At 71.8% G+C, this 22,998-nt stretch carries 19 protein-coding genes; 12 read left to right on the forward strand and 7 right to left on the reverse strand.

The annotated features are described in order from the left end of the window. Positions 1-162: 162 nt before the first annotated feature. Both BUE29_RS20520 and BUE29_RS22660 read left to right on the forward strand, forming a co-directional pair. Positions 163-1,251, forward strand: coding sequence for a hypothetical protein (locus BUE29_RS20520; protein ID WP_073392326.1), 1,089 nt, complete (start codon positions 163-165; stop codon positions 1,249-1,251). A gap of 102 nt (positions 1,252-1,353) precedes the next feature. Next, complete coding sequence (locus BUE29_RS22660; protein WP_073392327.1) at positions 1,354-3,651, forward strand: hypothetical protein; 2,298 nt, start codon at positions 1,354-1,356, stop codon at positions 3,649-3,651. Positions 3,652-3,752: 101 nt separating this feature from the next. Here the strand turns inward: BUE29_RS22660 and BUE29_RS20530 are convergent, their stop codons facing one another. Beyond that, entirely contained in the window at positions 3,753-4,256 is a 504-nt protein-coding gene (locus BUE29_RS20530; RefSeq protein ID WP_084181578.1) for a methylated-DNA--[protein]-cysteine S-methyltransferase, read from the reverse strand. Beyond that, a complete protein-coding gene (locus BUE29_RS20535) occupies positions 4,253-5,695 on the reverse strand; it encodes an AlkA N-terminal domain-containing protein (RefSeq protein ID WP_073392328.1) in 1,443 nt (480 codons plus the stop codon). The genes BUE29_RS20530 and BUE29_RS20535 overlap by 4 nt, the downstream gene beginning before the upstream one ends. Positions 5,696-5,892: 197 nt before the next feature. Here BUE29_RS20535 and BUE29_RS20540 point away from each other — a divergent pair, with 197 nt between their 5' ends. Beyond that, positions 5,893-7,056, forward strand: coding sequence for an SMI1/KNR4 family protein (locus BUE29_RS20540; RefSeq protein ID WP_073392329.1), 1,164 nt, complete (start codon positions 5,893-5,895; stop codon positions 7,054-7,056). Positions 7,057-7,145: 89 nt separating this feature from the next. Beyond that, entirely contained in the window at positions 7,146-8,165 is a 1,020-nt protein-coding gene (gene rfbB / locus BUE29_RS20545; protein ID WP_073392330.1) for a dTDP-glucose 4,6-dehydratase, read from the forward strand. Between the two features lie 9 nt (positions 8,166-8,174). On the opposite strand, the gene BUE29_RS20550 is transcribed toward rfbB, so the two are convergent. Beyond that, positions 8,175-10,016 carry a glycosyltransferase family 61 protein gene (locus BUE29_RS20550; protein ID WP_073392331.1) on the reverse strand — a complete coding sequence of 614 codons (1,842 nt, stop codon included), beginning with the start codon at positions 10,014-10,016 and terminating at the stop codon, positions 8,175-8,177. Positions 10,017-10,153: 137 nt separating this feature from the next. Here BUE29_RS20550 and rfbA point away from each other — a divergent pair, with 137 nt between their 5' ends. Genes rfbA through rfbD form a run of 3 tightly spaced genes read left to right on the forward strand, consistent with a single transcriptional unit; the run spans position 10,154 to position 12,467 of the window. Beyond that, positions 10,154-11,068 carry a glucose-1-phosphate thymidylyltransferase RfbA gene (rfbA, locus tag BUE29_RS20555; protein WP_073392332.1) on the forward strand — a complete coding sequence of 305 codons (915 nt, stop codon included), beginning with the start codon at positions 10,154-10,156 and terminating at the stop codon, positions 11,066-11,068. Beyond that, positions 11,065-11,610, forward strand: coding sequence for a dTDP-4-dehydrorhamnose 3,5-epimerase family protein (locus tag BUE29_RS20560; protein ID WP_084181580.1), 546 nt, complete (start codon positions 11,065-11,067; stop codon positions 11,608-11,610). The genes rfbA and BUE29_RS20560 overlap by 4 nt, the downstream gene beginning before the upstream one ends. Further along, positions 11,610-12,467, forward strand: coding sequence for a dTDP-4-dehydrorhamnose reductase (gene rfbD / locus BUE29_RS20565; RefSeq protein ID WP_073392333.1), 858 nt, complete (start codon positions 11,610-11,612; stop codon positions 12,465-12,467). The genes BUE29_RS20560 and rfbD overlap by 1 nt, the downstream gene beginning before the upstream one ends. Positions 12,468-12,583: 116 nt before the next feature. Here the strand turns inward: rfbD and BUE29_RS23300 are convergent, their stop codons facing one another. The 3 genes from BUE29_RS23300 to BUE29_RS20575 form a co-directional block, all read right to left on the reverse strand. Further along, on the reverse strand, positions 12,584-12,718 hold the full coding sequence (locus tag BUE29_RS23300) for a helix-turn-helix domain-containing protein (RefSeq protein ID WP_234971540.1): 135 nt from the start codon (positions 12,716-12,718) through the stop codon (positions 12,584-12,586). Further along, positions 12,693-13,037 carry a recombinase family protein gene (locus BUE29_RS21680; RefSeq protein ID WP_084181582.1) on the reverse strand — a complete coding sequence of 115 codons (345 nt, stop codon included), beginning with the start codon at positions 13,035-13,037 and terminating at the stop codon, positions 12,693-12,695. The genes BUE29_RS23300 and BUE29_RS21680 overlap by 26 nt, the downstream gene beginning before the upstream one ends. 87 nt (positions 13,038-13,124) lie before the next feature. Further along, complete coding sequence (locus tag BUE29_RS20575) at positions 13,125-14,018, reverse strand: DUF2268 domain-containing putative Zn-dependent protease (RefSeq protein WP_073392375.1); 894 nt, start codon at positions 14,016-14,018, stop codon at positions 13,125-13,127. Between the two features lie 925 nt (positions 14,019-14,943). Here BUE29_RS20575 and BUE29_RS20580 point away from each other — a divergent pair. Continuing rightward, complete coding sequence (locus tag BUE29_RS20580; protein ID WP_143168297.1) at positions 14,944-15,309, forward strand: hypothetical protein; 366 nt, start codon at positions 14,944-14,946, stop codon at positions 15,307-15,309. Positions 15,310-15,615: 306 nt separating this feature from the next. On the opposite strand, the gene ppc is transcribed toward BUE29_RS20580, so the two are convergent. Continuing rightward, positions 15,616-18,465, reverse strand: coding sequence for a phosphoenolpyruvate carboxylase (gene ppc / locus BUE29_RS20585; protein ID WP_084181584.1), 2,850 nt, complete (start codon positions 18,463-18,465; stop codon positions 15,616-15,618). A 119-nt stretch (positions 18,466-18,584) separates the two neighbouring features. Between ppc and galE the strand changes: the two genes are divergently transcribed. The 4 genes from galE (at position 18,585) to BUE29_RS20605 (ending at position 22,953) form a co-directional block, all read left to right on the forward strand. Beyond that, entirely contained in the window at positions 18,585-19,589 is a 1,005-nt protein-coding gene (galE, locus tag BUE29_RS20590; RefSeq protein ID WP_073392335.1) for a UDP-glucose 4-epimerase GalE, read from the forward strand. Between the two features lie 643 nt (positions 19,590-20,232). Beyond that, on the forward strand, positions 20,233-21,717 hold the full coding sequence (locus BUE29_RS20595; RefSeq protein ID WP_073392336.1) for a sugar transferase: 1,485 nt from the start codon (positions 20,233-20,235) through the stop codon (positions 21,715-21,717). Continuing rightward, positions 21,717-22,187 carry an FAD synthase family protein gene (locus tag BUE29_RS20600; RefSeq protein ID WP_073392337.1) on the forward strand — a complete coding sequence of 157 codons (471 nt, stop codon included), beginning with the start codon at positions 21,717-21,719 and terminating at the stop codon, positions 22,185-22,187. Before BUE29_RS20595 ends, BUE29_RS20600 begins: the two co-directional genes overlap by 1 nt. 58 nt (positions 22,188-22,245) lie before the next feature. Continuing rightward, entirely contained in the window at positions 22,246-22,953 is a 708-nt protein-coding gene (locus BUE29_RS20605; protein ID WP_200800347.1) for a CDP-alcohol phosphatidyltransferase family protein, read from the forward strand. Positions 22,954-22,998 lie beyond the last annotated feature (45 nt).

The raw sequence follows: 22,998 nt of genomic DNA on the forward strand, positions 1-22,998 counted from the left end.
GGTGACGGTGTGTAACTCATGTTCTACCAGTTAGTTACCACGAGAGGGTGTTCCGATCAAGCGTTCGGCGCAACTCGGCGGGGCACGCTGCGTAACGTCGAGGAGCGCCGCACGTTGCTCACAGTGATCGCGGTTTCACAACGGACGGGAGGGTCGGACGCCATGTCATCGCCGTCGTCGGCCGCGCCCCGTACCGGTCCGCTCCTCAGGTTGCTGCTGCTCGCCGGGGCGGCGCTGGGTCTGTGGCTGCTCGGCGCCCTGCTGAGCTCGCCCTCCGCCTCGGCGGTGACGCCCGAACGCGCCCACGGTTCGACGCACGGTTCGACGCACGGGTCGGGTGCGCACCCGTCGGCACGATCGTTGCCGGCCCGTGTGAAGCTCCCACTGCCGGCGCCGCACGCCCCGAGCGACGGCGCCCGGCACGACCGGCCGACGGCCTCCGCCGCATCGCACGGTGGCGCGGCGCACCACGGCGCGGCGCATCCCGCGCGGCCGAGCTCGACGCCGGTCGCGGAGCTGGGGCACGGCGTCGGCGAGCTGACCCACGCCGTCGGTTCGGCCGACGTCGCCGGCGCCGGCCGGGCCCTCGGCCACACCGTCCGCGGGACCGTCCACGCCACCGTGCACGCCACCGGCGACGTCGCCCGCCACACGGTCCGCACCGTCCGTCACACCGCCCATGCCGTCCGCGAGAGCGCGACGGCGACGACCACGACGGTGCGCACCTCGGTCCGCGTGCTGCTGCACGAGGCGTCGCGCACGCCGGTGGTCGGCGGCCTCCTCCCCGTCGTGGGCGGGGCCGTCGGTGCACCGGCCGGCACGCACCCGGCGGCGCCGATCGTCACCGCCGTGCCGGCCGACCCCGCGACGAGCGACTCCGCGACGACCGGTCCCGCGACCGTCGTTTCCGGCGACGCGGTCCCGGCGGGCTCCACCAGCTCTGCTCTCGCCCTCGTCGCCGCGGGCACCGGCTCCCTGCCGGCCGCGCCGCGCGAGGCCCTGAACCGGCCCGCGGTCCGCGCCGAGGCCACCGGCGTCGTGCCGACGACGCCGACTACCCCGGTGACCCCCGCGCCGGACGGTGGCGTCGCGCCGCCGTCCTCGGCGCGGACCGCGGGCTACGACCTTCCCGGCCTGACCGCTCCGGCGGCCGGAGTCACCGCCGCGCCCGCCGCGGCCGTGCGCAGCACCGACCGCGACGACGCGGTTCTCGCCGGGCCGGTCCGCCGGCCCGGCTTCTCTCCCGACTAGGGACGCCGCCAGCCGCGGTGCTCTTCCGCCCGCGGCAGACGGCTTCACGCGAACGAGGCAGGACGTCTCGTCGCTTCCCCCGGTCGAAGAAGAGGAACAATCATGAACATCTGGCTCAAGCGCAGCCTGCAGATGGGGCTGCTCGGGGCCGGCGTCTGGCTGGTCGGTACCGGCATCGCCGAGGCCGACACGGCTCCCGCCGTCCCCCCATCGCAGGTCTCCCTGGCTCATGTCGACGTCGACGTGCCGGTGACGGTGGGCCACAACCACGTCACCGTCGCGAACGGTTCGGGTGACGCGTCGGCGCACTCGGACACCTCGGCGAAGGCGGGCTCGTCGTCGGGCTCGTCGTCGCGCTCCTCGGTCGTGGACGTGTCGGTGCACGTCCCGGTCACGGTGAGCGACAACGACATGGCCGTCGCCGACGGCTCGAACTCGGGCGGCTCGAACTCGGGCGGCTCGAACTCGGGCGGCTCGAACTCGGGCGGCTCGAACTCGGGCGGCTCGAACTCGGGCGGCTCGAAGGACACGGACAACGGCGGCTCGGCGAAGAGCGGCGCGGACAACGGCGGTGACGAGAAGGGCGGCGCGGACGCGAAGCAGCGCTCGCTCGTCTCGGTCCCGGTCTCGGCGCCGATCACCGTCGCGGGCAACGCCGTCGGCGTCCTCGGTGACGCCGACAGCAGCAGCACCGGCGCGGGCTCGGCCGGCTCCGGTGGCGCGAGCGCGTCCGACGGTGCCGTCGAGGTGCCGGTGAACGCTCCGGTGACGGTGTGTGGCAACGGTGTCGGTGTGCTGGGTGAGGGCACGGCCGACTGCGGTGCCGGGTCCACCAGTTCGGGCGCGAGCGGCGACGGCAGCCTGGTCGAGGTGCCGGTGAACGCGCCGGTGACGGTGTGTGGCAACGGTGTCGGTGTCGCAGGCGACGCGGCGGCCGGGTGTGGTGCCGGGTCGGCGGGTTCGACCTCGACCGGTTCCGGTGGCGCGAGCGCGTCCGACGGTGCCGTCGAGGTGCCGGTGAACGCGCCGGTGACGGTGTGTGGCAATGGTGTCGGTGTCGCAGGTGACGCGGCGGCCGGGTGCGGTGCCGGGTCGGCGGGTTCGACCTCGACCGGCTCCGGTGGCGCGAGCGCGTCCGATGGTGCCGTCGAGGCGCCGGTGAACGCGCCGGTGACGGTGTGCGGCAACGGTGTCGGTGTCGCAGGTGACGCGGCGGCCGGGTGTGGTGCCGGGTCGGCGGGTTCGACCTCGACCGGCTCCGGTGGCGCGAGCGCGTCCGACGGTGCCGTCGAGGTGCCGGTGAATGCGCCGGTGACGGTGTGCGGCAACGGCGTGGGTGCCCTGGGTGACGCGTCGGCCGACTGCGCGAGCGGTTCGACCGGTGGCGCGACCACCGGCGGCTCGGACGGTTCCACCGGTGGTGACGACGGCAGTGTCGCGGAGGTTCCGGTGAACGCGCCGGTGACGGTGTGCGGCAACGGTGTCGGTGTCGCAGGTGACGCGGCGGCCGGGTGTGGTGCGGGGTCGACTGCGGGTTCGTCGACCGGGTCGGGTGCCTCGACCGGGAACGACGGCGGTGTGGCGGAGGTTCCGGTGAACGCGCCGGTGACGGTGTGCGGCAACGGCGTGGGTGCCCTGGGTGACGCGTCGGCCGACTGCACGAGCGGTTCGACCGGTGGCGCGACCACCGGCGGCTCGGACGGTTCGACCGGTGGTGACGACGGCAGTGTCGCGGAGGTTCCGGTGAATGCGCCGGTGACGGTGTGCGGCAACGGCGTGGGTGCCCTGGGTGACGCGTCGGCCGACTGCACGAGCGGTTCGACCGGTGGCGCGACCACCGGCGGCTCGGACGGTTCCACCGGCGGTGACGACACGATCGTCGACGTCCCGGTCGAGGTCCCGGTGACGGTGTGCGGCAACGCGGTCGGCAGCGCCGACTCCAGCTGCAGCACCACCACGACCACCGGCGGCGGCACGGACGGCGGCACGGACGGCGGCACGGTGACCGTGCCCGTCGACACCCCCGTCACGGTGTGCGGCAACGGGGTCGGCCTCCTGGGCACGGCGAGCGCGTCCTGCTCGACCGGCGGCGACACGCCCGGCACGAACGACCCGGGTACGAACGACCCGGGCAGCAACGACCCGGGCACGAACGATCCGGGCAGCAACGACCCGGGCTCGGACAACCCGACTGTGACCGACCCGGTCAACGCCGGCTCGGACACGACGGTGGAGGCGGCGACGAGCACGCCCGACTCGCACTCCAGCGACACGGTCGGTGGGGGACGTCAGCTCGCGCAGACCGGTGCGGACACCCGCGGAGTCCTCGTCGGTGCGGTGCTGCTGATGCTGCTCGGCTGCGTTCTCGGCTTCGCGGGACGGCGCCGGACGAACGGCTGAACCGGCCGCTCGACGCGGTGGGTGCCCTGGCCGGGCACCCACCGCGTCGACGCGCGTCCGGCCACCGACGGTCTCGCGCCGTGGACGCCCGCGGCACCGCGCTACGCGTCGGCGAACAGACCGCTCCGTTGGGCCTCGTGGGCCAGCAGCCACTTCTTGGCCGGCAGGCCGCCGCCGTACCCGGTGAGCGAGCCGTTGGCTCCGATCACGCGGTGGCACGGGACGACGATCGAGACGGGGTTCTGCCCGTTGGCCAGACCGACGGCGCGTGACGCGCCGGGGGAGCCGATCTCGGCGGCCAGCTGCCCGTAGCTGCGGGTCTCGCCGTGGGGGATCGCGACGAGGGCGTCCCACACGGTGTGCTGGAACCGGGTACCCGTCGCGTGCAGCGGCAGGTCGAACTCCGTCCGTTCACCGGCGAAGTACTGCGCGAGTTGGTCACGGACGTCGTCGAAGGCGCCGGCGTCGGCCACCGAGCCGGCCGGGGCCACCCGCGGGTGTCGGCCGCTGGGCAGGTAGAGATGGGTCAGCCCCACGTCGTCGCGGACGGCGAGCAGGTCGCCGAGCGGCGAGGCGATGCTGGTGTGGCGCAGCGAGTGGGTCACGGGGTCACGCTCCAGAGGTCGGCGTACAGGTGGGCCCAGAGGTGGTAGGTGGCGTACGTGCGCCACGGCGCCCAGTCAGGGCGGCCGTCGGCGAGCTCGACGCCGAGATCCGCCGCCGCTCGACGCACCACGAGATCGGACGTGAGCAGGACGTCGGGGTGCCCGACGGTGCGCATGAGCAGGTAGTCGGCGGTCCACGGCCCGACGCCGCGGAGGGCGAGGAGGTCCGCACGCACCTCGTCGCGATCGACCCCGGTGTCGAGCGCGACGTGGCCGGCGGCGAAGGCCTCGGCGAGTCCGCGGACGGCGCGGCCGCGGGCCCGCGGCATCGGCAGGGTCTCGGCGTCGGCCGCGGCGAGCGTCGCCGGCGTCGGGAACGACAGCCAGCCGTCGGACGTGGGCTCGCCGTACTCGGCGACGATGCGGCCGAGCACCGTGCGTGACCCGCTGACCGAGATCTGCTGGCCGACGACGGTGCGCACGGCGGTCTCGAACCCGTCGACCGAACCGGGCGCGCGCAGCCCCGGTCGCTTGGCGACGAGCGGTGCCAGGGCCGGATCCCGGCCGAGCACCGCGTCGACGGCCACGGGGTCCGCGTCGAGGTCGAGCAGCCGGCGCACCCGCGCCACCACGGTGACGAGGTCGCGCAGGTCCTGCAGGCGGGCCGCGCAGATCACCGCCGCGTCGCCGGGGGACAGCGAGACGAGGGCGGGCCCGTGCGGCGCCGGCACGAGTCGGGTGAAGACACCGTCCTCGTAGCGTTCGAGCCCCGGCACGGCGTGCGCACCGAGGAAGTCGAGCACGGTGGAGACGGTCATCGGCTCGCGGTAGGGCAGCCGCAACGTGACGGTGCCCGGCTCGTGGCGCGCGCCGACCCGTCCCGCCGCCCGCAGCGAGGACGGCGTGGCCGCGAAGACGTCGCGGACGGTGTCGTTGAACTGGCGGACGCTCGCGAAACCGGCGGCGAACGCGACGTCGGCCGCGGACAGGTCGGTGGTCTCCAGCAGTACCCGTGCCGTCTGCGCCCGTTGCGCCCGGGCCAGGGCCAGCGGGCCGGCGCCGACCTCGGCGACCAGGGTGCGGTGCACCTGTCGCTGCGAGTAGCCCAGCCGTCGGGCGAGCCCGGGCACGCCGTCGCGGTCGACGACGCCGTCGTCGATCAGCCGCAGCGCCCGGCCCGCGACGTCGCCGCGCACGTGCCATTCCGGCGAGCCGGGCGACGCGTCCGGCCGGCACCGCTTGCAGGCCCGGTACCCGGCCCGCTGGGCGGCCGCCGCGCTCGGATGGAAGGTGACGTTGCGCCGGCGCGGGGTGATCGCCGGGCAGGACGGCCGGCAGTAGATGCCCGTCGTGCGCACGGCGGTGAAGAACCAGCCGTCGAAGCGGGCGTCGCGCGACTGGACGGCGCGGTAGCACGTCTCGTCGTCGGGAAGGAGCACATCCCGAGTCTGCCTCGCCCCACCGACATCGGCTGGCGGGTTTCGGACGCGGGACCCGACAGTACGACGGAGACCACGCCATCGCTGTGACGGACACCGGCCCGGCGACAGTTCGGGGTGTGCCGTGTCCCGGCGACGATGGTGGCGCCGACACCTGCGTTCGTCGGCACGACCGTTCGCGCTGACAGAATGGCGGAGTGCCCGATGACCTGGATCTGCGCCAGCTGCTGCAGCGGTGGAGTGCCGAAGCAGTGGCCCACCGCGACGAACTCGGCATGGAGCTGTCCGAGCATGAGATCAACTCGGAATGGCTGGGCAACCCGCCGGCAGGCGAAGGCGAGCTCGCCGCGGCCGAAGCACGACTCGGGCGACGACTCCCGGCGTCGTTGCGCGAGTTCTACTCGATCACGAATGGGTGGCCGCTCACCAGCTTCGACTTCGGCGTGATCGTCCCCGTCGCCGAGCTCGCGCTGTTCCGCGACGCTGCCCCGGACATGTTCGAGATCTGGGCCGACGACGAGGACGACGACGAGGACGAAGACGATGGCTATCCGGCCGTCCTCGGTCGCTCGTTTCTGGTGTCCGACGGTCCGGATCACATGCTCCTCGATCCCGGACGAGTCGGCCCTGACGGCGAATGGGGCACGTTCGGCCTGACGTCCTGGTACCCCGGAATGGGTGACGAACAGCCGAGCTTCCGCGCTGGCCTGTCCAGCCACTACGCCACCTTCGTCCGCTACGAGGTGCCGGAGAGCCCGACCCACGACGCGGTCCGCGACGAGGTCGAGGACATCTACGTGCGGCTGCTGAACGGCCGTCTCGACGGTGTCGAGGCCCTCCGGACTGCGACGAAACACGGGAACGAACGCGCGTCCGTCCTGCTGGTCCAGTACGAGGCGTTGCTGTTGCCTCGCCGCGCCGGTCTGCATCTGCTGGGCCACCTCTCCGCGCTGGAGGCCGATCCTGCCGCCGAACAGGATCTGCTTCCCCTGTTCGTCTCCTCAGCGCTCGATCCGCACGACGCCATGGGCTGGGCACTGGACAGGGCGCTCGACTCACCCGACCTGGCACAGTCGACCAGGACAACTCTGTTGCGACTGGTCGACGAGCACCGCCGCGACGGCGGCCTTCGGGCGAGGTACCCCGGCGAGTTCGGTGAGCAGCTGAGCTACGTGCGGACCTTGGTCGAGAGCGACTGGATGTTCGAAGCCTGGCAAGCGTTCAACCTCGCCCTGCCCTCCTGGCGGCCCGCCTCCACGTTGCACCTCGCCCCGCTGGCCCTCGTCTGGGACGTCGACCTCCGCCGCCTCTTCACCCCCGAGCACGGTCGGGAACTCCTCCGAGCGCCTCGCTCCCTCTGAACAGCGGTCGGTACGTGTCACGCGCCGCCGTGGATCACCCCGCCCAGCGCAGCGACCGGACGATGCGCCCTGTGGCTAGACTCCGGCGCGTGCAGCTGCTGGTCACCGGAGGCATGGGCTTCATCGGCGTCAACTTCGTGCGGTCCACCCTCGCGGCCCGGCCGGACGTCCGCGTCACCGTCCTGGACAAGATGACGTACGCGGCCAACGCCGACAGCCTCGACGGCGCGGACCCGAGCGCGGCCGGCGACACGGACAGCCGGGTGCGCCTCGTCGTCGGTGACGTCGCCGACGCCGCCGTCGTCGATCCGCTGGTCGCCGAGGCCGACGTCGTCGTCCACTTCGCCGCCGAGTCCCACAACGACAACTCGCTGCGTGACCCCTCGCCGTTCGTGCAGACGAACCTGGTGGGCACGTTCACGCTGCTCGAGGCGATCCGGCGACACGGGACCCGCTACCACCACATCAGCACCGACGAGGTCTACGGCGACCTCGAGCTCGACGACCCCGGCCGCTTCACCCCCGACACGCCCTACAACCCGTCCAGTCCCTACAGCGCCACCAAGGCCGGGTCGGACCTCCTCGTGCGGGCATGGGTGCGCTCCTTCCGGGTGCAGGCGACGATCTCGAACTGCTCGAACAACTACGGGCCCTACCAGCACGTCGAGAAGTTCATCCCCCGCCAGATCACCAACGTGCTGGCCGGCCTGCGCCCGAAGCTCTACGGCGCCGGCCAGAACGTGCGCGACTGGATCCACGTCGACGACCACAACGACGCGGTGTGGACGATCATCGAGCGCGGCCGCATCGGGGAGACGTACCTGATCGGTGCCGACGGCGAGTCGGACAACCTGACCGTCCTACGCACCGTCCTCGAGCTGATGGGCCAGCCGGCCGACGCGTTCGACCACGTCACCGATCGTGCCGGCCACGACCTGCGCTACGCGATCGACGCGTCCAAGCTCCGGCAGGAGCTCGGGTGGACGCCGAAGTACGCCGATCTGCGCAGCGGTCTCGCGCGCACCATCGAGTGGTACCGCGACAACCGGACGTGGTGGGAGGCCGGCAAGGCCGGCATCGAGCAGCGCTACGCGCAGGGCGGCCAGTAGCGCCGTCGCTCAGCGCCGCGCGGGCGTGCCCACGCTGCGCAGCAGCTCGACGAGCGGCTCCTCGTGCCGTTCGAGATCGAAGGTCCAGCTCGCCTCGGACGCCCTCTGTCGCGTCCAGCCCTCGGCCGGCGGCGGGTCGGTCGGCGACCAGAAGTAGTGCACCTCGCCGCCGAGCAGCGACGTGAACAGGTGCTCGTTGCGGTGGTAGTACGCGTCCTGGTTGAGGATGATCGCGGTCTCGAGCTGCTTGGCGAACAGGATGTTGAACAGGCCGGAACCGCCGAGGCCCGCCAGGACGCGCGCCGACGCGAACACCGAGGCCTGCTCGGTGAGGTCGAAGTGCTCCGGGTAGTAGATGGTGAAGCCGTGGCGAGCGAAGAGCTCCTCGACCTGGGCGATGTTGTGGCACGAGCGGCGCGCGAACTGGCCGGAACGGGAGACGAAGACCTTGTCGTAGGTCTCCACCGCGGGGTCGACCAGGTTGGCCGCGAGCCGGTCCCACACCTCCGGCAGGTCGGGGTGCACCGAGTACGGCAGGTTGTTGTGCCACATCGACGTCGCCGAGACCAGCGAGTTCACCCGCTTCGGCTTCGACGCCCAGACGATGTCCTCCTCGGGGATGCCGTACGCGCGCAGCACGCGGTACTTGGCCGTGTTGCGCGCATTGTTGGCGCTCTTCACCCCGAACAACGCCTTGATCCCGGGGAACTCGCGCTTCGCCTGGTCCCAGCCCCACAGCCGGCCGACGACCTCGGTCATGACGTGGCCGAAGCCGCTGAACTGCGGATCCAGGTTGTAGTAGGTGCCCTCGAGCGTCCCCTTCGCCTTGACGTCGGGGGTCAGCCGCGCGAAGTCGGACGTCGGGCTGCCGAAGCGGGGGTTGCTGGGGTTCGCGTACAGGTGCCAGCGGTAGGAGTCGGGCAGCACCGAGCGCTGGGTCGCGAAGAGCATGTGGGACGCGAAGAGCACCCGCCCGGCGTAGTGACGCAGGTGCAGCGGCGGGTAGGCGATGGTGCGGTCGGGCCACACCAGCTCGGCGTCGGTGCGGTGATGCACCACCGTGTCGCGCCCCTCGAAACTGCCGGCGGGACGGACGACGAGGCTGTCGACCGTGACGTCCGGGTCGCGGACCGGCAGCACGGCGTCGGTCTCGTGGCCGCGCAGCTTGAGCAGGTGCGTGCCGCGTTTGCCGATGGTGAGCACGGTCGGCGTCACCGTGACGTCCTCGATCGCCAGCGCGAACTCGCCGGCGACGGACTGCGGCGCCGCCGTGCCGTTGTCGCGGAAGGCGACCAGCGTCGCGGCCCAGGCTCGGACGTCCGGCGCCAGCGGCTGGTCGTCGAGTCGACCGATCACGTAGTGGCCCTTGGCGCGCAGGTGCAGGAACAACCGGCGCCAGCGGGCTGCCGGGTCGTCCCCGACGAGGTCGAGGATCACGCCGACACGGGGGAGGGTCTTCAGCGTCTCGTGGATCGCGGCGGTGTCGACGGTGTCGGGGACGGTGTGCACGTGCGTCGCGACCGTGGCCACGTCGTCGCCGGGGGCCGCGGCGAAGACGTGGCACCGGGAGCGTTCGAAGTCCGACAGCCACGGCGCCAGCTCCGCGGCGGTGCGACCGGTCGGCGCGATGATCACGACGAGTCCCTCGCGCGGGGGGTCGATCGGCGTCCGCAGGGCGGCCAGCGGGGAGATGGTCGGGGAGTCCGGTTCGGCCGCCGGGAGCGGTACCGGTGCCGGCGCGAGCCGGGCGGGGTGGCGTGCCGCCCGCGCCGCGGCACGAAGGCGCGCCGTGACGTCGGCGCGGTCGCGGAAGCGGCGGATACTTCGGGCGGAGTGATCGAATCGCGTCATAAATGGCCCCCCTCGGCGGGCGATCCTAACGTCGTCGGCCCGCCACCCGGTCCAGGAGGTCGAAATCGGGCGGACCGCGCATGTCGGCGGGACGAACGGACGAGGGGCGGCGGGGGCCTCCCCCTATAGTGTGGCCGGTGAAAGGCATCGTCCTCGCCGGTGGCTCCGGTACCCGGCTGCACCCGCTGACGCGCTCGGTGAGCAAGCAGCTGCTCCCGGTCTACGACAAGCCGATGATCTACTACCCGGTCTCGGTGCTGATGCTGGCCGGGATCCGCGACATCCTCGTCATCACCACGCCCCACGACCGTCCCCAGTTCGAGCAGCTGCTCGGCGACGGTTCGCAGTGGGGCCTGCAGCTGAGCTACGCGGTGCAGCCGTCCCCGGACGGCCTCGCGCAGGCGTTCCTGATCGGTGCCGACGTCGGCTTCCTCGCCGAGGGCGACGGTGCCGCGCTGGTGCTCGGCGACAACATCTTCTTCGGCCACGGCATCGGCGGCACGCTCGGCGAGGCCGCCGACGAGGTCGTCCGCTCCGGCGGGTGCACGCTGTTCGGCTACCGGGTGAGCGACCCCGAGCGGTACGGCGTCGCGGTCCTGGACGCCGAGGGCGCCCTCGTCGACATCGAGGAGAAGCCGGCCGAGCCGCGCTCCGACCTCGCGGTCACCGGGCTGTACTTCTACGACGGCGACGTCGTCGAGCTCGCGCGCACCCTCGTGCCCTCGCCGCGCGGCGAGCTCGAGATCACCGACCTCAACCGGGCCTACCTCGAACGCGGCCGGGCTCGTCTCGTCGACCTCGGCCGCGGCACGGCCTGGCTCGACACCGGCACCCAGGACGCGCTGCTCGAGGCCGCCCACTTCGTGCAGGTGCTGCAGCACCGTCAGGGCATCACCATCGCCTGTCTCGAGGAGGTCGCCATGCGCAGGGGGTTCATCTCGCCCGCCGACGCGCTGCGCATCGGCGAGGAGATGGGCAAGTCGAACTACGCCCAGTACCTGCGCCGCACCGCGCAGCAGTTCCTCGACGACAGCGCCGCGGTCACGACGTGAGCGTTCGCGTCGAGGACATGTCCGTCGCGCGCACCGCGATCGACGGCCTGCTGCTCATCACCACCAAGACGGTCACCGACGACCGCGGCACGGTCCGGGAGTTCTTCCGCACCAGCGGTTTCGGCGAGCACGAGGTGCCGGTGCCGGAGCGTTGGGCGCAGGTCAACCTGACGCGGACGGTGCGCGGCGGACTGCGCGGCCTGCACGGGGAGAACGCCGACAAGCTCATCGGACTGGCGGCCGGCGAGGCCTTCGGCGCCTGGGTCGACGCGCGCCCCGGTTCCGCCACCCGCGGCGCGGTCGTGACGGCCGAGCTGCGGGTGGGCACGCAGCTGTTCGTCCCCGCCGGCGTGTGCAACGGCTTCCAGGCCGTCACCGACTGCGAGTACCTGTACTGCTTCGGTGTCGAGTGGACGCCCGGCATGGCCGGCGTGGCGGTCAACCCGCTCGATCCCGCTCTCGGCATCGCCTGGCCGCTCACCGGCGACGACGCGCTGGTCTCGGCCAAGGACGCCGCCGCCCCGATGTTCGCGGAGCTCTAGTGCGCTGGCTCGTCACCGGTGGCGGCGGACAGCTCGCGACCCGGGCCGTCGACCTGCTCGACGGCAGCGGGGACGACGTCGTCGCGCTCACGTCGCGCGACCTCGACATCACCGACGCCGCGGCGGTCGAACGCGCGGTCGCCGACGTCCGGCCCGACGTCGTGCTGAACGCCGCGGCGTACACCGCCGTCGACGCCGCGGAGACGGACGAGGCGACGGCGGCCGCGGTCAACGAGGACGGTCCGCGCCTGCTGGCCGAGGCGCTGGCGCGACACGGCGGCCGGCTGCTGCACGTCTCGACCGACTACGTGTTCGACGGTGCCGCCGACACGCCCTACGACATCGGCGATCCGACCGGGCCGCGGACGGCGTACGGACGCACGAAGCTCGCCGGCGAGCAGCGCGTGCGGGCGGCCCTGCCCGACCGTTCGCACGTCGTGCGGACGGCGTGGGTGTACGGCGGGCCGGGCGCCAACTTCGTCGACACGATGCGACGGCTGGAGGGCGAGCGGGAGACCGTCTCGGTCGTGGCCGACCAGCTCGGCTGTCCCACGTGGGCCCGGGACCTCGCGGCCGGATTGCTCGAGCTCGGCCGCGCCGACGTCCCCGGTGGGGTCCTGCACTTCGTGAACGCCGGCCAGGCGTCGTGGCACGACCTCGCGCGCGAGGTCTTCCGGCTCGTCGGCGCCGACCCCGGGCGGGTCGAGCCGACCGACACCGCGTCGTTCCCGCGCCCGGCGCCGCGACCGGCGTGGTCGGTGCTGTCCACCCGGGCCTGGGTGGCGGCCGGGCTCACCGCCCCGCGCCCGTGGCGTGACGCCCTCGCCGCGTACCTCGCCGCAGCGCCTGCCGTGTGACCGAGTTATGACGCTCGAACCTCGGTCGACGTAGGGTCGCTTGTTTCGGTTCCATGATCGGCGGTGCTCTCAACCGGTCAACGCACCACGTCGCAGCTGGCTGGTCGACGCCGGGATCAGGACGGCGTCGTCAGTGGTCGCGCAGGCTGGTCGGCGCGTGCGATCGCGCGGTAGACCGTCGACCGGGCGACGCTGAACAGTTCAGCGAGCTCGGCGGTGGTGTGCTCACCTGCGCGGTGCAGCTGGACCAGGTGGGCTTCCTGGCGGGGCTGAGTGTGGGCTGCGTGCCGCGCAGCCGGCCCTCGGCCTCGGCGACAGCCATGCCTCGGCGACAGCCATGCCTTCGCGGGTGCGCATGCGGATGAGGTCGCCTTCGAACTCGGCGGCCATGGCCAGGACGGTGAACAGGAGCGTGCCGATCGCGTCGGCGGGGTCATAGACCGAGCCGCCAAGGCTGAGTTCGATCTGGCGGGTGGTGAGGTCGTCGGCGATGTCGCGCGCGTCGGGCAGTGAGCGGGCGAGACCAGCCCGGCGGTGACGCGACGATGAGCACCGCCCGGTGCGTGCCATCGACGGCCGGCCTTGATGGCGATGATTGTCTGCCTCGAAACCACCAGGTGCTGGCCGAGCGCCGCTTGCGATGACCGGCCAGCGAGGTCAGGACGGCCGGGGCAGACCTAGAGCACGGCAGCCGGTCTCGAGCACGCTTGCGGACGGGGTGTGTACGTGTTCGGCCGCAGTGCCGCCCGCCCGCTCGAGGTACGCCGTCACCAGCTGTGCGCCCGCGGCGTACCCGGCGCCGGTGGGCAAGCCGACCGGCTCGACGCCGAACCTTCGCGCGCTGGCGTCGCCGTGCACCCACGCGGTGAAGTTCTGCATGCCGGTCATCCCGGCACCGGAGACGACTTTCGCGAGCACCGCGCGGTCGGCGCGCGTCGACTCGGCGACGAAGTGGGTCCATCCGAGGTCGCCGAAGAGCTCGGCCGCGAAGACGTCGGCCAGCCCCTCGGCGACGACCTGTTCACCGACGTCGACGGTCGCCGGGTTCCAGAGCACGCCACTTGGCGAATAGCGCACGTTGTGATGCAGCTCGTGCACGGCGATCGCCTCGAGCCGCTGCAGCACGGTGGGCGTCGGCCACAGCGTGATGGTGATGTAGCCGCTGATACCCCCGAAGGCCGACAGGCCCTGCAGCTCGTCCATGAAGTGACGATCCGACGGGTTGCCGAGCACCAACAGCACGGTCAGGTCGTCGACGGCGGTGGCGCGTTCGAGCGCGGCGGAGCCCAACGCCAGAGCCTGCTCAAGCCGAGCCCACGCATCGGCCGTGTCGAGCAGGTCCAGCGCCCGGCCCACCACGGGATCAGTGGTACGCCAGTCGAAGCCGAAGCTCGAGGAGTGGACGTCGGCCAGGTCGAGCGCGGCGGGAGCGAAGCGGTACATCGCAGCCATCGGTTGCCAGAGGGCACGGACGGCATTCCTGCGCGCATCCTCGGGGGCGTCGAGTACCCGCTGCATGCCCGCACGGGAGTCGAGCACAGTGATAGTCACCACTCGAAACTAGGGCAGCAGCCGGTGGGTTCGCGCTCGGCCTGCGCGATGTCCTCGGCGCTTGGCGCCACTGACGCCCACCAGATTGTCTTGAGAGCCAAGAAACGGGCACGGACAGCGTGCCGTAAGCCGATCCGCAGCGAGACGGTCGGACATGATCGTCCGCATGCGGTCGGCGACCTGATTGTCGCGGTCGCCCGTGTCCTCAAGCGGGTCCCGCTGCGGGATAGCGTGCTGAGCTGATAGCCGAGCCGCGGTCACTGACTGCGATCGTGGCTCTGTCTTCTTTCCGGGCGGTGTCTCGTCGTGGGGACACTGACACGCATGACGTGCGTCCTGGGGGTTGCCCATACCGGAATCACCGTCCGCTCCCTGGATGCCTCCTTGCCCAACGAAACCACCTGCGGCCCCGGCCCAACGACTCGGTTCCTGGCACCTCGCACTCGACGTGACCGATCTTGACCGCGTGGTCGCGCGCTGCGGTGAGCACGGTTGGCGTCTAGCGGGATCGGTGGGCGCGGTGTGGACCGGCCCTCGGGCGCGCCAGCCGAGCACGGCGCGAGGTCGGTTGTTGAGTCGGTCGGCGATCGCGTCGAGCGCGGCCTGCCCCCGTTCGGTACCGCGCCATGCGTCGCGATCGTGACGATCGTGGGTGATACTCCTCCAAGTCAGAAGATGATCTACAACGATAGGACGAGGGTTCATGCGCCGTCTTGGTGTGTTCGTGATCGGTTGTGTCAGTGCCGTGGCGCTTGCGGCGTGCGGTAGCGACTCGTCCACTCCGCCTTCGGACGCCTCATCGTCCGCGGCGACGTCCACGCCCGTGACGTCGTCGTCGTCCGGCGCGTCGAGCAGCAGCGCCACGAGCTCCAGCGCGGACGCCTCATCGTCCGCGTCACCGTCGGCCTCGTCCTCGGCTCCGTCCGTGGGTCCGGCGCCCTCCGGATCGAAGATTCGCGCCGGCGCGTCGGCGAAACTGCCCGCGGCCGTGGGCGGGTACTCCAAGCAGCCCGCCTCGGGACCGGCGACGATCTACGAGAACAGCAACGGCGACCAGGTCGGGGTCAGCTTCTTGTCCGGCTCGACCTACAAGACGATCGTCACAGCGCTGAAGCAGCGAAAGACCGCCGCCGGCACCGGCACCTGCGGCACCACCGACGACCCCGACAACCCCACCTGCTACCTCGACGCCGCCGACGGCGTCCTCAACGTCTCCGGCGGAGACGCCAAGACCTTCCCCACGATCGTCGCATTCGCCAACCAGCTCACCGCCGCCCTCGGCACCACCTGACAGCAGTCAGCAACCGCATCTCAAGCACTCTGTGTGGCACGCCTGGGTCGAGCAGCTCTTCATCGCGCGTCGGCACGAATCACCACCCGCTCGCCGTCCCGATGAGCGGATCCGCTGGCGGGCGGATCTTGTCCTTGTCACATGGCTGCATCGGAGTTCACGAAATGGCGACGAGCCCGAGCTTGTCACCGAGTTGCTGGCGCAACGTCGCGGTCACCACGCCGTCAGACCGAACAGCTACACCACGCGCTGGGACGTCACCCCTACTACCTGCTCAGCCGCAAGCCCGTTCGTTGACCCGAATGCTCAACCGGTGTTGCGCAGCCCCGCCGCGACACCGTTGATGGTGAGCAGCAGCGCGCGCTGCAACTCGGACGTGACCTCACCGTCGGCCCTGTCGCGGACGCGTGAGAGCAGGTCGACCTGCAGGTAGGAGATCGGGTCCAGGTACGCGTCGCGGACCGCGAACGTCCGCTGCAGCACGGGGGAGTCGTCGAGCAGCCGCTTCTCGCCGGTGACCGCGAGCAGCTCGGCGACGGTGCGCTCGTGCTCGGTGCGCACGTCGTCGAACACGTGTCGCAGCGATTCGGGCACCAGGGTCGCGACGTAGTGCGCGGCGATGTCCAGATCGGTCTTCGCCAGCGTCATCTCGACGTTGGACAGGAACGTCCGGAAGAAGTGCCACTGCTCGTGCATCTCGGTGAGGACGTCGCCGAGTCCCGCGTCCCGCGCCGCGGCGAGGCCGGTGCCGACACCGAACCAGCCCGGCACGATCTGCCGGGACTGCGTCCACCCGAAGACCCACGGGATCGCCCGCAGGCCCTCGATGCCGCCGCCCGAGGACGGCCGCTTCGCCGGCCGCGACCCGATGTTGAGCATGCCGAGCTGCTCGACGGGCGTGGAGGCGAGGAAGTAGTCGGGCAGGTCGTCGTCGTCGACGAACGCGCGGTACGCCGCGTACGCGGCATCGCTGACGACGGTCATGCACTCGTCCCAGCGCTGCAGCTGCGCGGCCGACTGCCGCGGTGAGCGGTGCAGCACCGAGGCGCGCAGCGTGGCGGCGACGGTGAGCTGCAGATTCTCGCGGGCGAGCTCGGGCAGCGTGTACTTGTCGGAGATGACCTCGCCCTGCTCGGTGAACTTGATCTCGCCGTCGAGCACGCCGAAGGGCTGCGCCAGGATCGAGTCGTAGGTCGGGCCGCCGCCGCGCCCGACCGTCCCGCCCCGGCCGTGGAACAGCCGCAGTCGCACGCCGTGCCGGGCCGCGACGTCGCGCAGCGTGCGCTGGGCCCGGTGGATCTCCCACTGCGACGTCGCGATGCCGGCCTGCTTGTTGGAGTCCGAGTACCCGAGCATGACCTCCTGCACGTCCCCGCGCAGGGAGACGATCAGCCGGTAGGTGGGGTCGGAGAGCAGGTCGTCGAGCACCTCGCCGGCCTTGCGCAGCTCGTCGACGGTCTCGAGCAGCGGCACGAAGCCGATGCGCGCGAACGGCGGTCGTTGCCCGTCGCGCCCCGAGCCGTGGACGTCGACGAGACCGGCCTCGCGGGCGAGCAGCACCGGGGCGAGGACGTCGTCGGCGCCGCGCGTCATCGACACGATGTAGCTCTCGATCACCGCGTCGCCGTACGTGTCGAGCGCCCGGCGGATCTCGGTGAACACCGCGAACGTCTTCGCGCCCTCGTCGTCGAGCGGGGGCGGCGAGCCGGCCAGCGGGCGGCGCGAGCGCAGTTCGCGCGAGAGCAGCCGCAACCGGTAGTCGCGCGGGACGTCGGCGTAGAGCCAGGTCTCCTCGACCAGCCGGTCCACGAGCTGGCCGACGACGTGGTGATGAGCGTCGGCGTGCTCCCGCACGTCCATCGTCGCGAGGTGGAGCCCGAAGACGGCCGCGGTGCGCTCGACGCGGGCGAGCAGGCCGTCGGCCACGAGACCGCCGGCGTTGGCGCGCAGGGAGTCGCCGAGCAGCCGCAGCTCGGCGAGCAGCTGACCGTTGCCGAGGTAGTCGCGGCCCGGACGGTGCGGCGTCCCGTCGTCCACCCGACGGCGGGTGTTCGCGATCTTGGCCTTCATGCCCATGAGCTTGAGCCGGTAGGGCTCGGTGGCGTTGAGCCGGGCCAGCCGCGGATCGACCTCGACGACGGCGAGGTCGGCCTCGATGGACGCGAGCAGCTCCGGCGACGCCGCGACCACCTCGGTGGAGGAGGACAGCTCGGCGATCAGCGAGTCCAGGGCGCGGTCGACGGTGCGCGCGGCCACGTGGTGCTGCAGGCGCAGGACGTCGCGGGTGACGTCGGCGGTGACGTTGGGGTTGCCGTCGCGGTCACCGCCGATCCAGGTGCCGAAGGTGAGCGGGTGCGCGTCCAGCGACAGCGTGACGTCGTGGCGGCGCACCTCCTCGGCGAGGTCGGCGGTCAGCTCGGGCAGCGTCTCCTGGGCGAGGTCCTGCAGGTAGTAGACGACGTTGCGGGCCTCGTCCAGCGGCGTCGGCCGGTTCTGCCGCAGCTCGTCGGTCTGCCACATCAGGTCGACGAGCTCGGCGAGCGCGCGGTCCTGCCGGCTGCGCGCCGCCGACCCGGGCGCGGTCTCGGTCCCGAGCACGTCGGCGATGCGGCGCAGCTTGGTGAGGATCGAGCGTCGGCTCGCCTCGGTCGGGTGTGCGGTGAACACCGGTCGCACCGCCAACCCGTCGAGCGCCTCGCGCAGTGCCCCCGCGCCGAGCTCACCGGCGACGTCGTCCACTGCGCGGGCGAGCCAGCCCTCGTCCTCGCCCCGTGCCCGCAGCCCACGCACGCGGTGCACCTGCTCGCTGATGTTCGCGAGCTGGAAGTACGCCGAGAACGCGCGCACCAGCACGATGGCGGTCTCGATGGGCTGCTGCGCGAGCAGGGCCCGGACGTCGTCGGCGGCGGTGCTCCCGCCGTCCGCGGCGGGCCCGGCGTCCACGCTGCGCTTCGTGAGCGACCGGACCCGTTCGACCAGATCGAGCGCGGACTCCCCCTGCTGGCGGACGAGCGACTGGCCGAGCAGGGCGGCGACACGACGCACGTCCGCGCGCAGCTGTGCGTCGCTGTCGTCGTCCGCACCGTTCAGGGCCGAGGGCAGGACGACGTCGCCGGCGGTGTCGACCGCGACCTCGGCCCCGGTGTCCTGGTCCATCTCCGAATGCGCCACGTGACGATCCTTGCGCATCACCCAGGCACATGCGGTTCCGGCCGGCCACTTGACTCGTGTCGGGTAGCGTCGGCGCCTCAGCAGCGCCGAACGAAGGGGCACCAGTGCGGGTACTCGTCACCGGAGGAGCCGGCTACATCGGCAGCGTCGTCGCGGCGCGGCTGATCGCCGACGGGCACGAGGTCGTCGTCGTGGACGACCTGTCCACCGGCCACGCCGACGCGGTGCCCCCGGGTGCGGTGTTCCACGAGATGTCGGTCGCGGCCCTGGACCCGGTGCTCGGCGACTGGGACATCGAGGCCGTCGTCCACTTCGCCGCGAAATCGCTGGTGGGGGAGTCGACGACGCTGCCGTCGGCGTACTGGCGCAACAACGTCGTCGGCACGATCGCGCTGCTGGACTCGATGCGCGCCCACGGCGTCGGGCGCATCGTGTTCTCCTCGTCCGCGGCGACCTACGGGCAGCAGGGCGACGAACCGATCCGCGAGGACGCGCCCGCCCGCCCGAGCAGCCCGTACGGCGCGACGAAACTGGCGATCGACCTCGCCCTCACCGACTACGCCCGGGCGTACGGCCTGGCCGCCACGAGCCTGCGCTACTTCAACGTCGCCGGCGCCTTCGAGACCAGCGACGCCGGGTTCTACGGTGAGCGGCACGACACCGAGACCCACCTGATCCCGAACGCGCTCGCGGCCGTCGCCGGGTCGGGCGGTTCGCTGAAGCTGTTCGGCACCGACTACCCGACCCCCGACGGCACGTGCGTGCGGGACTACATCCACGTCATCGACCTGGCCGACGCGCACGTGCGCGCGCTGTCGGCCGGGGAGCCCGGCGAGCACCACGTCGTCAACCTCGGCAGCGGGTCGGGCAGCTCCGTGCGCGAGGTGCTCGACGCCGTCGAGCGGGTGACGGGGACGCCGGTCCCGGTCGAGGAGGGCCCCCGTCGCGCCGGGGACCCGCCGGTGCTCGTCGCCTCGAACCAGAAGGCGGCGGACCTGCTCGGCTGGCACCCGGTCCTGGACCTCACCACGATGGTCGACGACGCCTGGCGCTTCCGCAACGACCGGGCCGGCGAGCCGGCCGAGGACGGCTCGGACGACCTGTCCTGAGGGCGCAGGATGGCCTTCGCGCGACGGACTGTCGCAGGCGGGTCTGGAGTAGCGTCAGCGGGACTGGTCTAATAGCGACGCAGTTCAGGAATCGGGGGATTCTCGCCTCCCGCGCCTCGCGCGGGAAAGCTTCGGTCTGCGCGCGGCGTTTCGGGCGTCATGGCAGCGTGCGGACCGGCACGAGGGAGCGGCGTTGCACCAGACGTGCGCTCCCGGCAGCGCCCTGTGGGGCGGCCCCGAATGGCGGCGCGGGGCGGACTGTCACACCGTTCCCCCCGGCGTGGAGTGGCTCCGCGTCGCCAGCCCGAACTTAGCACGTTCTTCACGTGACACGGTGTCAAAGTGTCTGCCGCCCGATTTGTCGGGCCGTTGGTCCCTGTTCTCGGCGTGTCGTCACCCAATAGTCGCGTCACGTTTGGCTTAGCCGCCAAACCCCGATATAACAGAAGCGACGCCGTGACGTACGCGAGCTGGGGGGCTCGCGGCACCGGGGTCACGAATCGGGGGATTCATGTCTTTGGGTGACCTCACGGTCACCGACGGGGGATTGCGCACGCTTCTCGGCCGCAGGCCGCGGGCTGCGCACGCGCCGTCGGTCGGGACCGATGACCGCAGCACAGACCACGGGCGCGCGCTCACCGTCGTGAGCGAGGACGTCACGTCCATCTCGACCGGCGACTGGTCGGCGACCCGCGCCGAACGCACGGCGAGCGCGTCGACCGGCTGGCGCCGGAACTACCAGCTGACCCTGCTCGGCCTCGACTTCGGCGCCGCGGCCGTCGCGATCCTGCTCGCCTGGGTCATGCGCTTCCCCGGCTTCGGCGCGCTGGACACCACCAACCTGCTCTTCGCCGGCGCCCTGCCCTTCGCGTGGGTCGCGGCGGTCGGCCTGAACGGGGCGTACGAGGGTCGCTTCGTCGGGGTCGGCAGCGCCGAGTTCGATCGCGTCTTCCGCGCCTTCCTGTACCTGTCCGTGCTCTCGGGCCTGGTGCTCTACACCTTCCAGATGCCGGTCGCCCGCGGTCTCGCGCTGCCTGCGTTCGGCCTTGCCCTCGTCCTCGACGTCACCGCGCGGTACTCGGCGCGCAAGGTGCTGCACCGCCGGCGGCGCCACGGCGCGTCGATGATCGACGTCGTCGCCGTGGGCGGCCTGGGTTCGCTCGCCTCGTTCGCCACGATGCTGCGCCGCGACGAGCACGCCGGGATGCGTGTCGTCGGCGCGTGCCTGTCGTCGACGGGCGAGGGCGACGACGCCTCGCAGCAGGAGCTGCGGACCCTCGGCATCCCCGTCCTGGGTGACGTGGACTCGATCCTCGACGCCGTCCGCGCGAGCGGGGCGCACTCCGTCGCCGTGCTCTCCGGTGACGTCAGCCCGGAGAAGCTGCGGTGGATCTCGTGGCAGCTCGAGGGCTCGGACATCGACCTGGTCGTGTCGCCGGGCCTGGCCGACTTCGGTGGGGGCCGGCTGCACATCCAGCCCGTCGCCGGCCTGCCGCTGCTGCACATCGAGAAGCCGAAGTTCGGCGGCATCGGCCGGGCGATGAAGGGTGGTTTCGACCGCCTGGTCGCCGCGACCGCGTTGCTGCTGCTCGCCCCCGTGCTCGTCGGCGTCGGCCTCGCGGTCCGGTTGACCAGCCGCGGCCCGGCGCTGTTCCGCCAGACCCGGGTGGGCCGCGACGGCCGCGAGTTCACGATGTTCAAGTTCCGCTCGATGGTCGTCGACGCCGAGGTCCACCGCGACGACCTGCTCGAGTCGAACGAGTCCGACGGGCTGCTGTTCAAGATCCGCGCCGATCCGCGCGTCACCCGGGTGGGGCGGGTCCTGCGTCGCTTCTCGCTGGACGAGCTGCCCCAGCTGATCAACGTGCTCACCGGTTCCATGTCGCTCGTCGGCCCGCGGCCGCCGCTGCCGGTCGAGGTCGCGGCCTACGGCGACCACGTCAAGCGCCGCCTGCTCGTCAAGCCCGGTCTCACCGGTCTCTGGCAGGTCAGTGGTCGCAGCGACCTCTCGTGGGACGAGTCGGTCCGGCTCGACCTGCGCTACGTCGAGGACTGGTCGCTGTCGCTGGACATGATCGTGCTCTGGAAGACCGCCCGGGCGGTCCTGAAGGCGGACGGGGCGTACTGATGTCGTTTCTGCAGCCGGCCGCCGAGGGCGGCGACGGACGGGTCGGGCGGGTCGGTTACGTCCCCGGCGTGTTCGACATGTTCCACGTCGGCCACCTGAACGTCCTGAAGAACGCGCGACTGGCGTGCGATCACCTCATCGCGGGCGTGGTCTCCGACGAGCTGTCGTTGCGCAACAAGAACAAGACGCCGATCGTGCCGCTCGTCGAGCGGCTGGAGATCGTCAGGAGCATCCGCTACGTCGACGAGGTCGTCGAGGAGGACGTGCCGGAGAAGCTCGACATGTGGCGGCGGCTGCGCTTCGACGTGATCATCAAGGGCGACGACTGGCGCGGCACCGCGAAGGGGAACAAGCTCGAAGCCGACTTCGCGTCGGTCGGGGTCGAGGTCGTGTACCTGCCCTACACGCTGCAGACGTCGAGCACGATGCTGCGTCAGGCGCTTGACAGCCGCCTCCGCAACGATGCTTGATCTGCGTGTGGCCGAACCGGTAACCCGTCACCGCGACGTCGTCGCTTCGCTGCGGCGGGTGGGCAAGAGCAGTGAGGGCGTCCCGGGCTACTCGCGATGGGTCAACCGCAGCCTCGGCCGGCATCTCGCCGCCCTGGCGTTCCGGGTGGGGCTGACGCCGAATCAGGTCACGGTGCTGAGCGGCGTGTGCACGCTGAGCGCGATCGCGGGCATCGCCACCGTGCGCCCCACCGCGGTGTCCGGTGTGGTGGTCGCGGTCGTGCTGCTCCTCGGTTACGCACTGGACTCGGCCGACGGCCAGCTCGCCCGGCTGCGCGGCGGGGGCAGCCCGGCCGGCGAGTGGACCGACCATGTCGTCGACGCGCTCAAGAACGCGACGATCCACCTCGCGGTCGCCGTGTGCTGGTTCCGGTTCTACGACCTCGACCACCCGGGCTACCTGCTGATCCCCCTCGGGTTCTCCGCGGTCGCGACGACGTTCTTCATGGGCCTCGTGCTGGCCGACCTGCTCCGGCGCATCAACTTCCAACGCCAGGGCATCGTCGGGTCGGCGGTACCGAACATGAATCCGGACCAGCACGCCCCCTTCCTGCGGTCGATCGTCGTGCTGCCCAACGACTACGGCGTGTTCTGCCTGGCCATGACGGTGCTGGCGAGCCACCTGGTGTTCGGCGTCGTCTACTCCCTGCTCTTCGCAGCGAACGCCGTCTTCCTCGTCGTCGGCGCTTACCGCTGGTTCCACGAGATGCGCGCCCTGTCGGCGTGACCGTGCTGGTCAACAACTTAACTTTGAGCTAACATCGAGCCTCGG

Origin of the sequence: Jatrophihabitans endophyticus (assembly GCF_900129455.1) — a bacterium.
GTDB classification, from domain to species: Bacteria; Actinomycetota; Actinomycetes; order Mycobacteriales; family Jatrophihabitantaceae; genus Jatrophihabitans; species Jatrophihabitans endophyticus.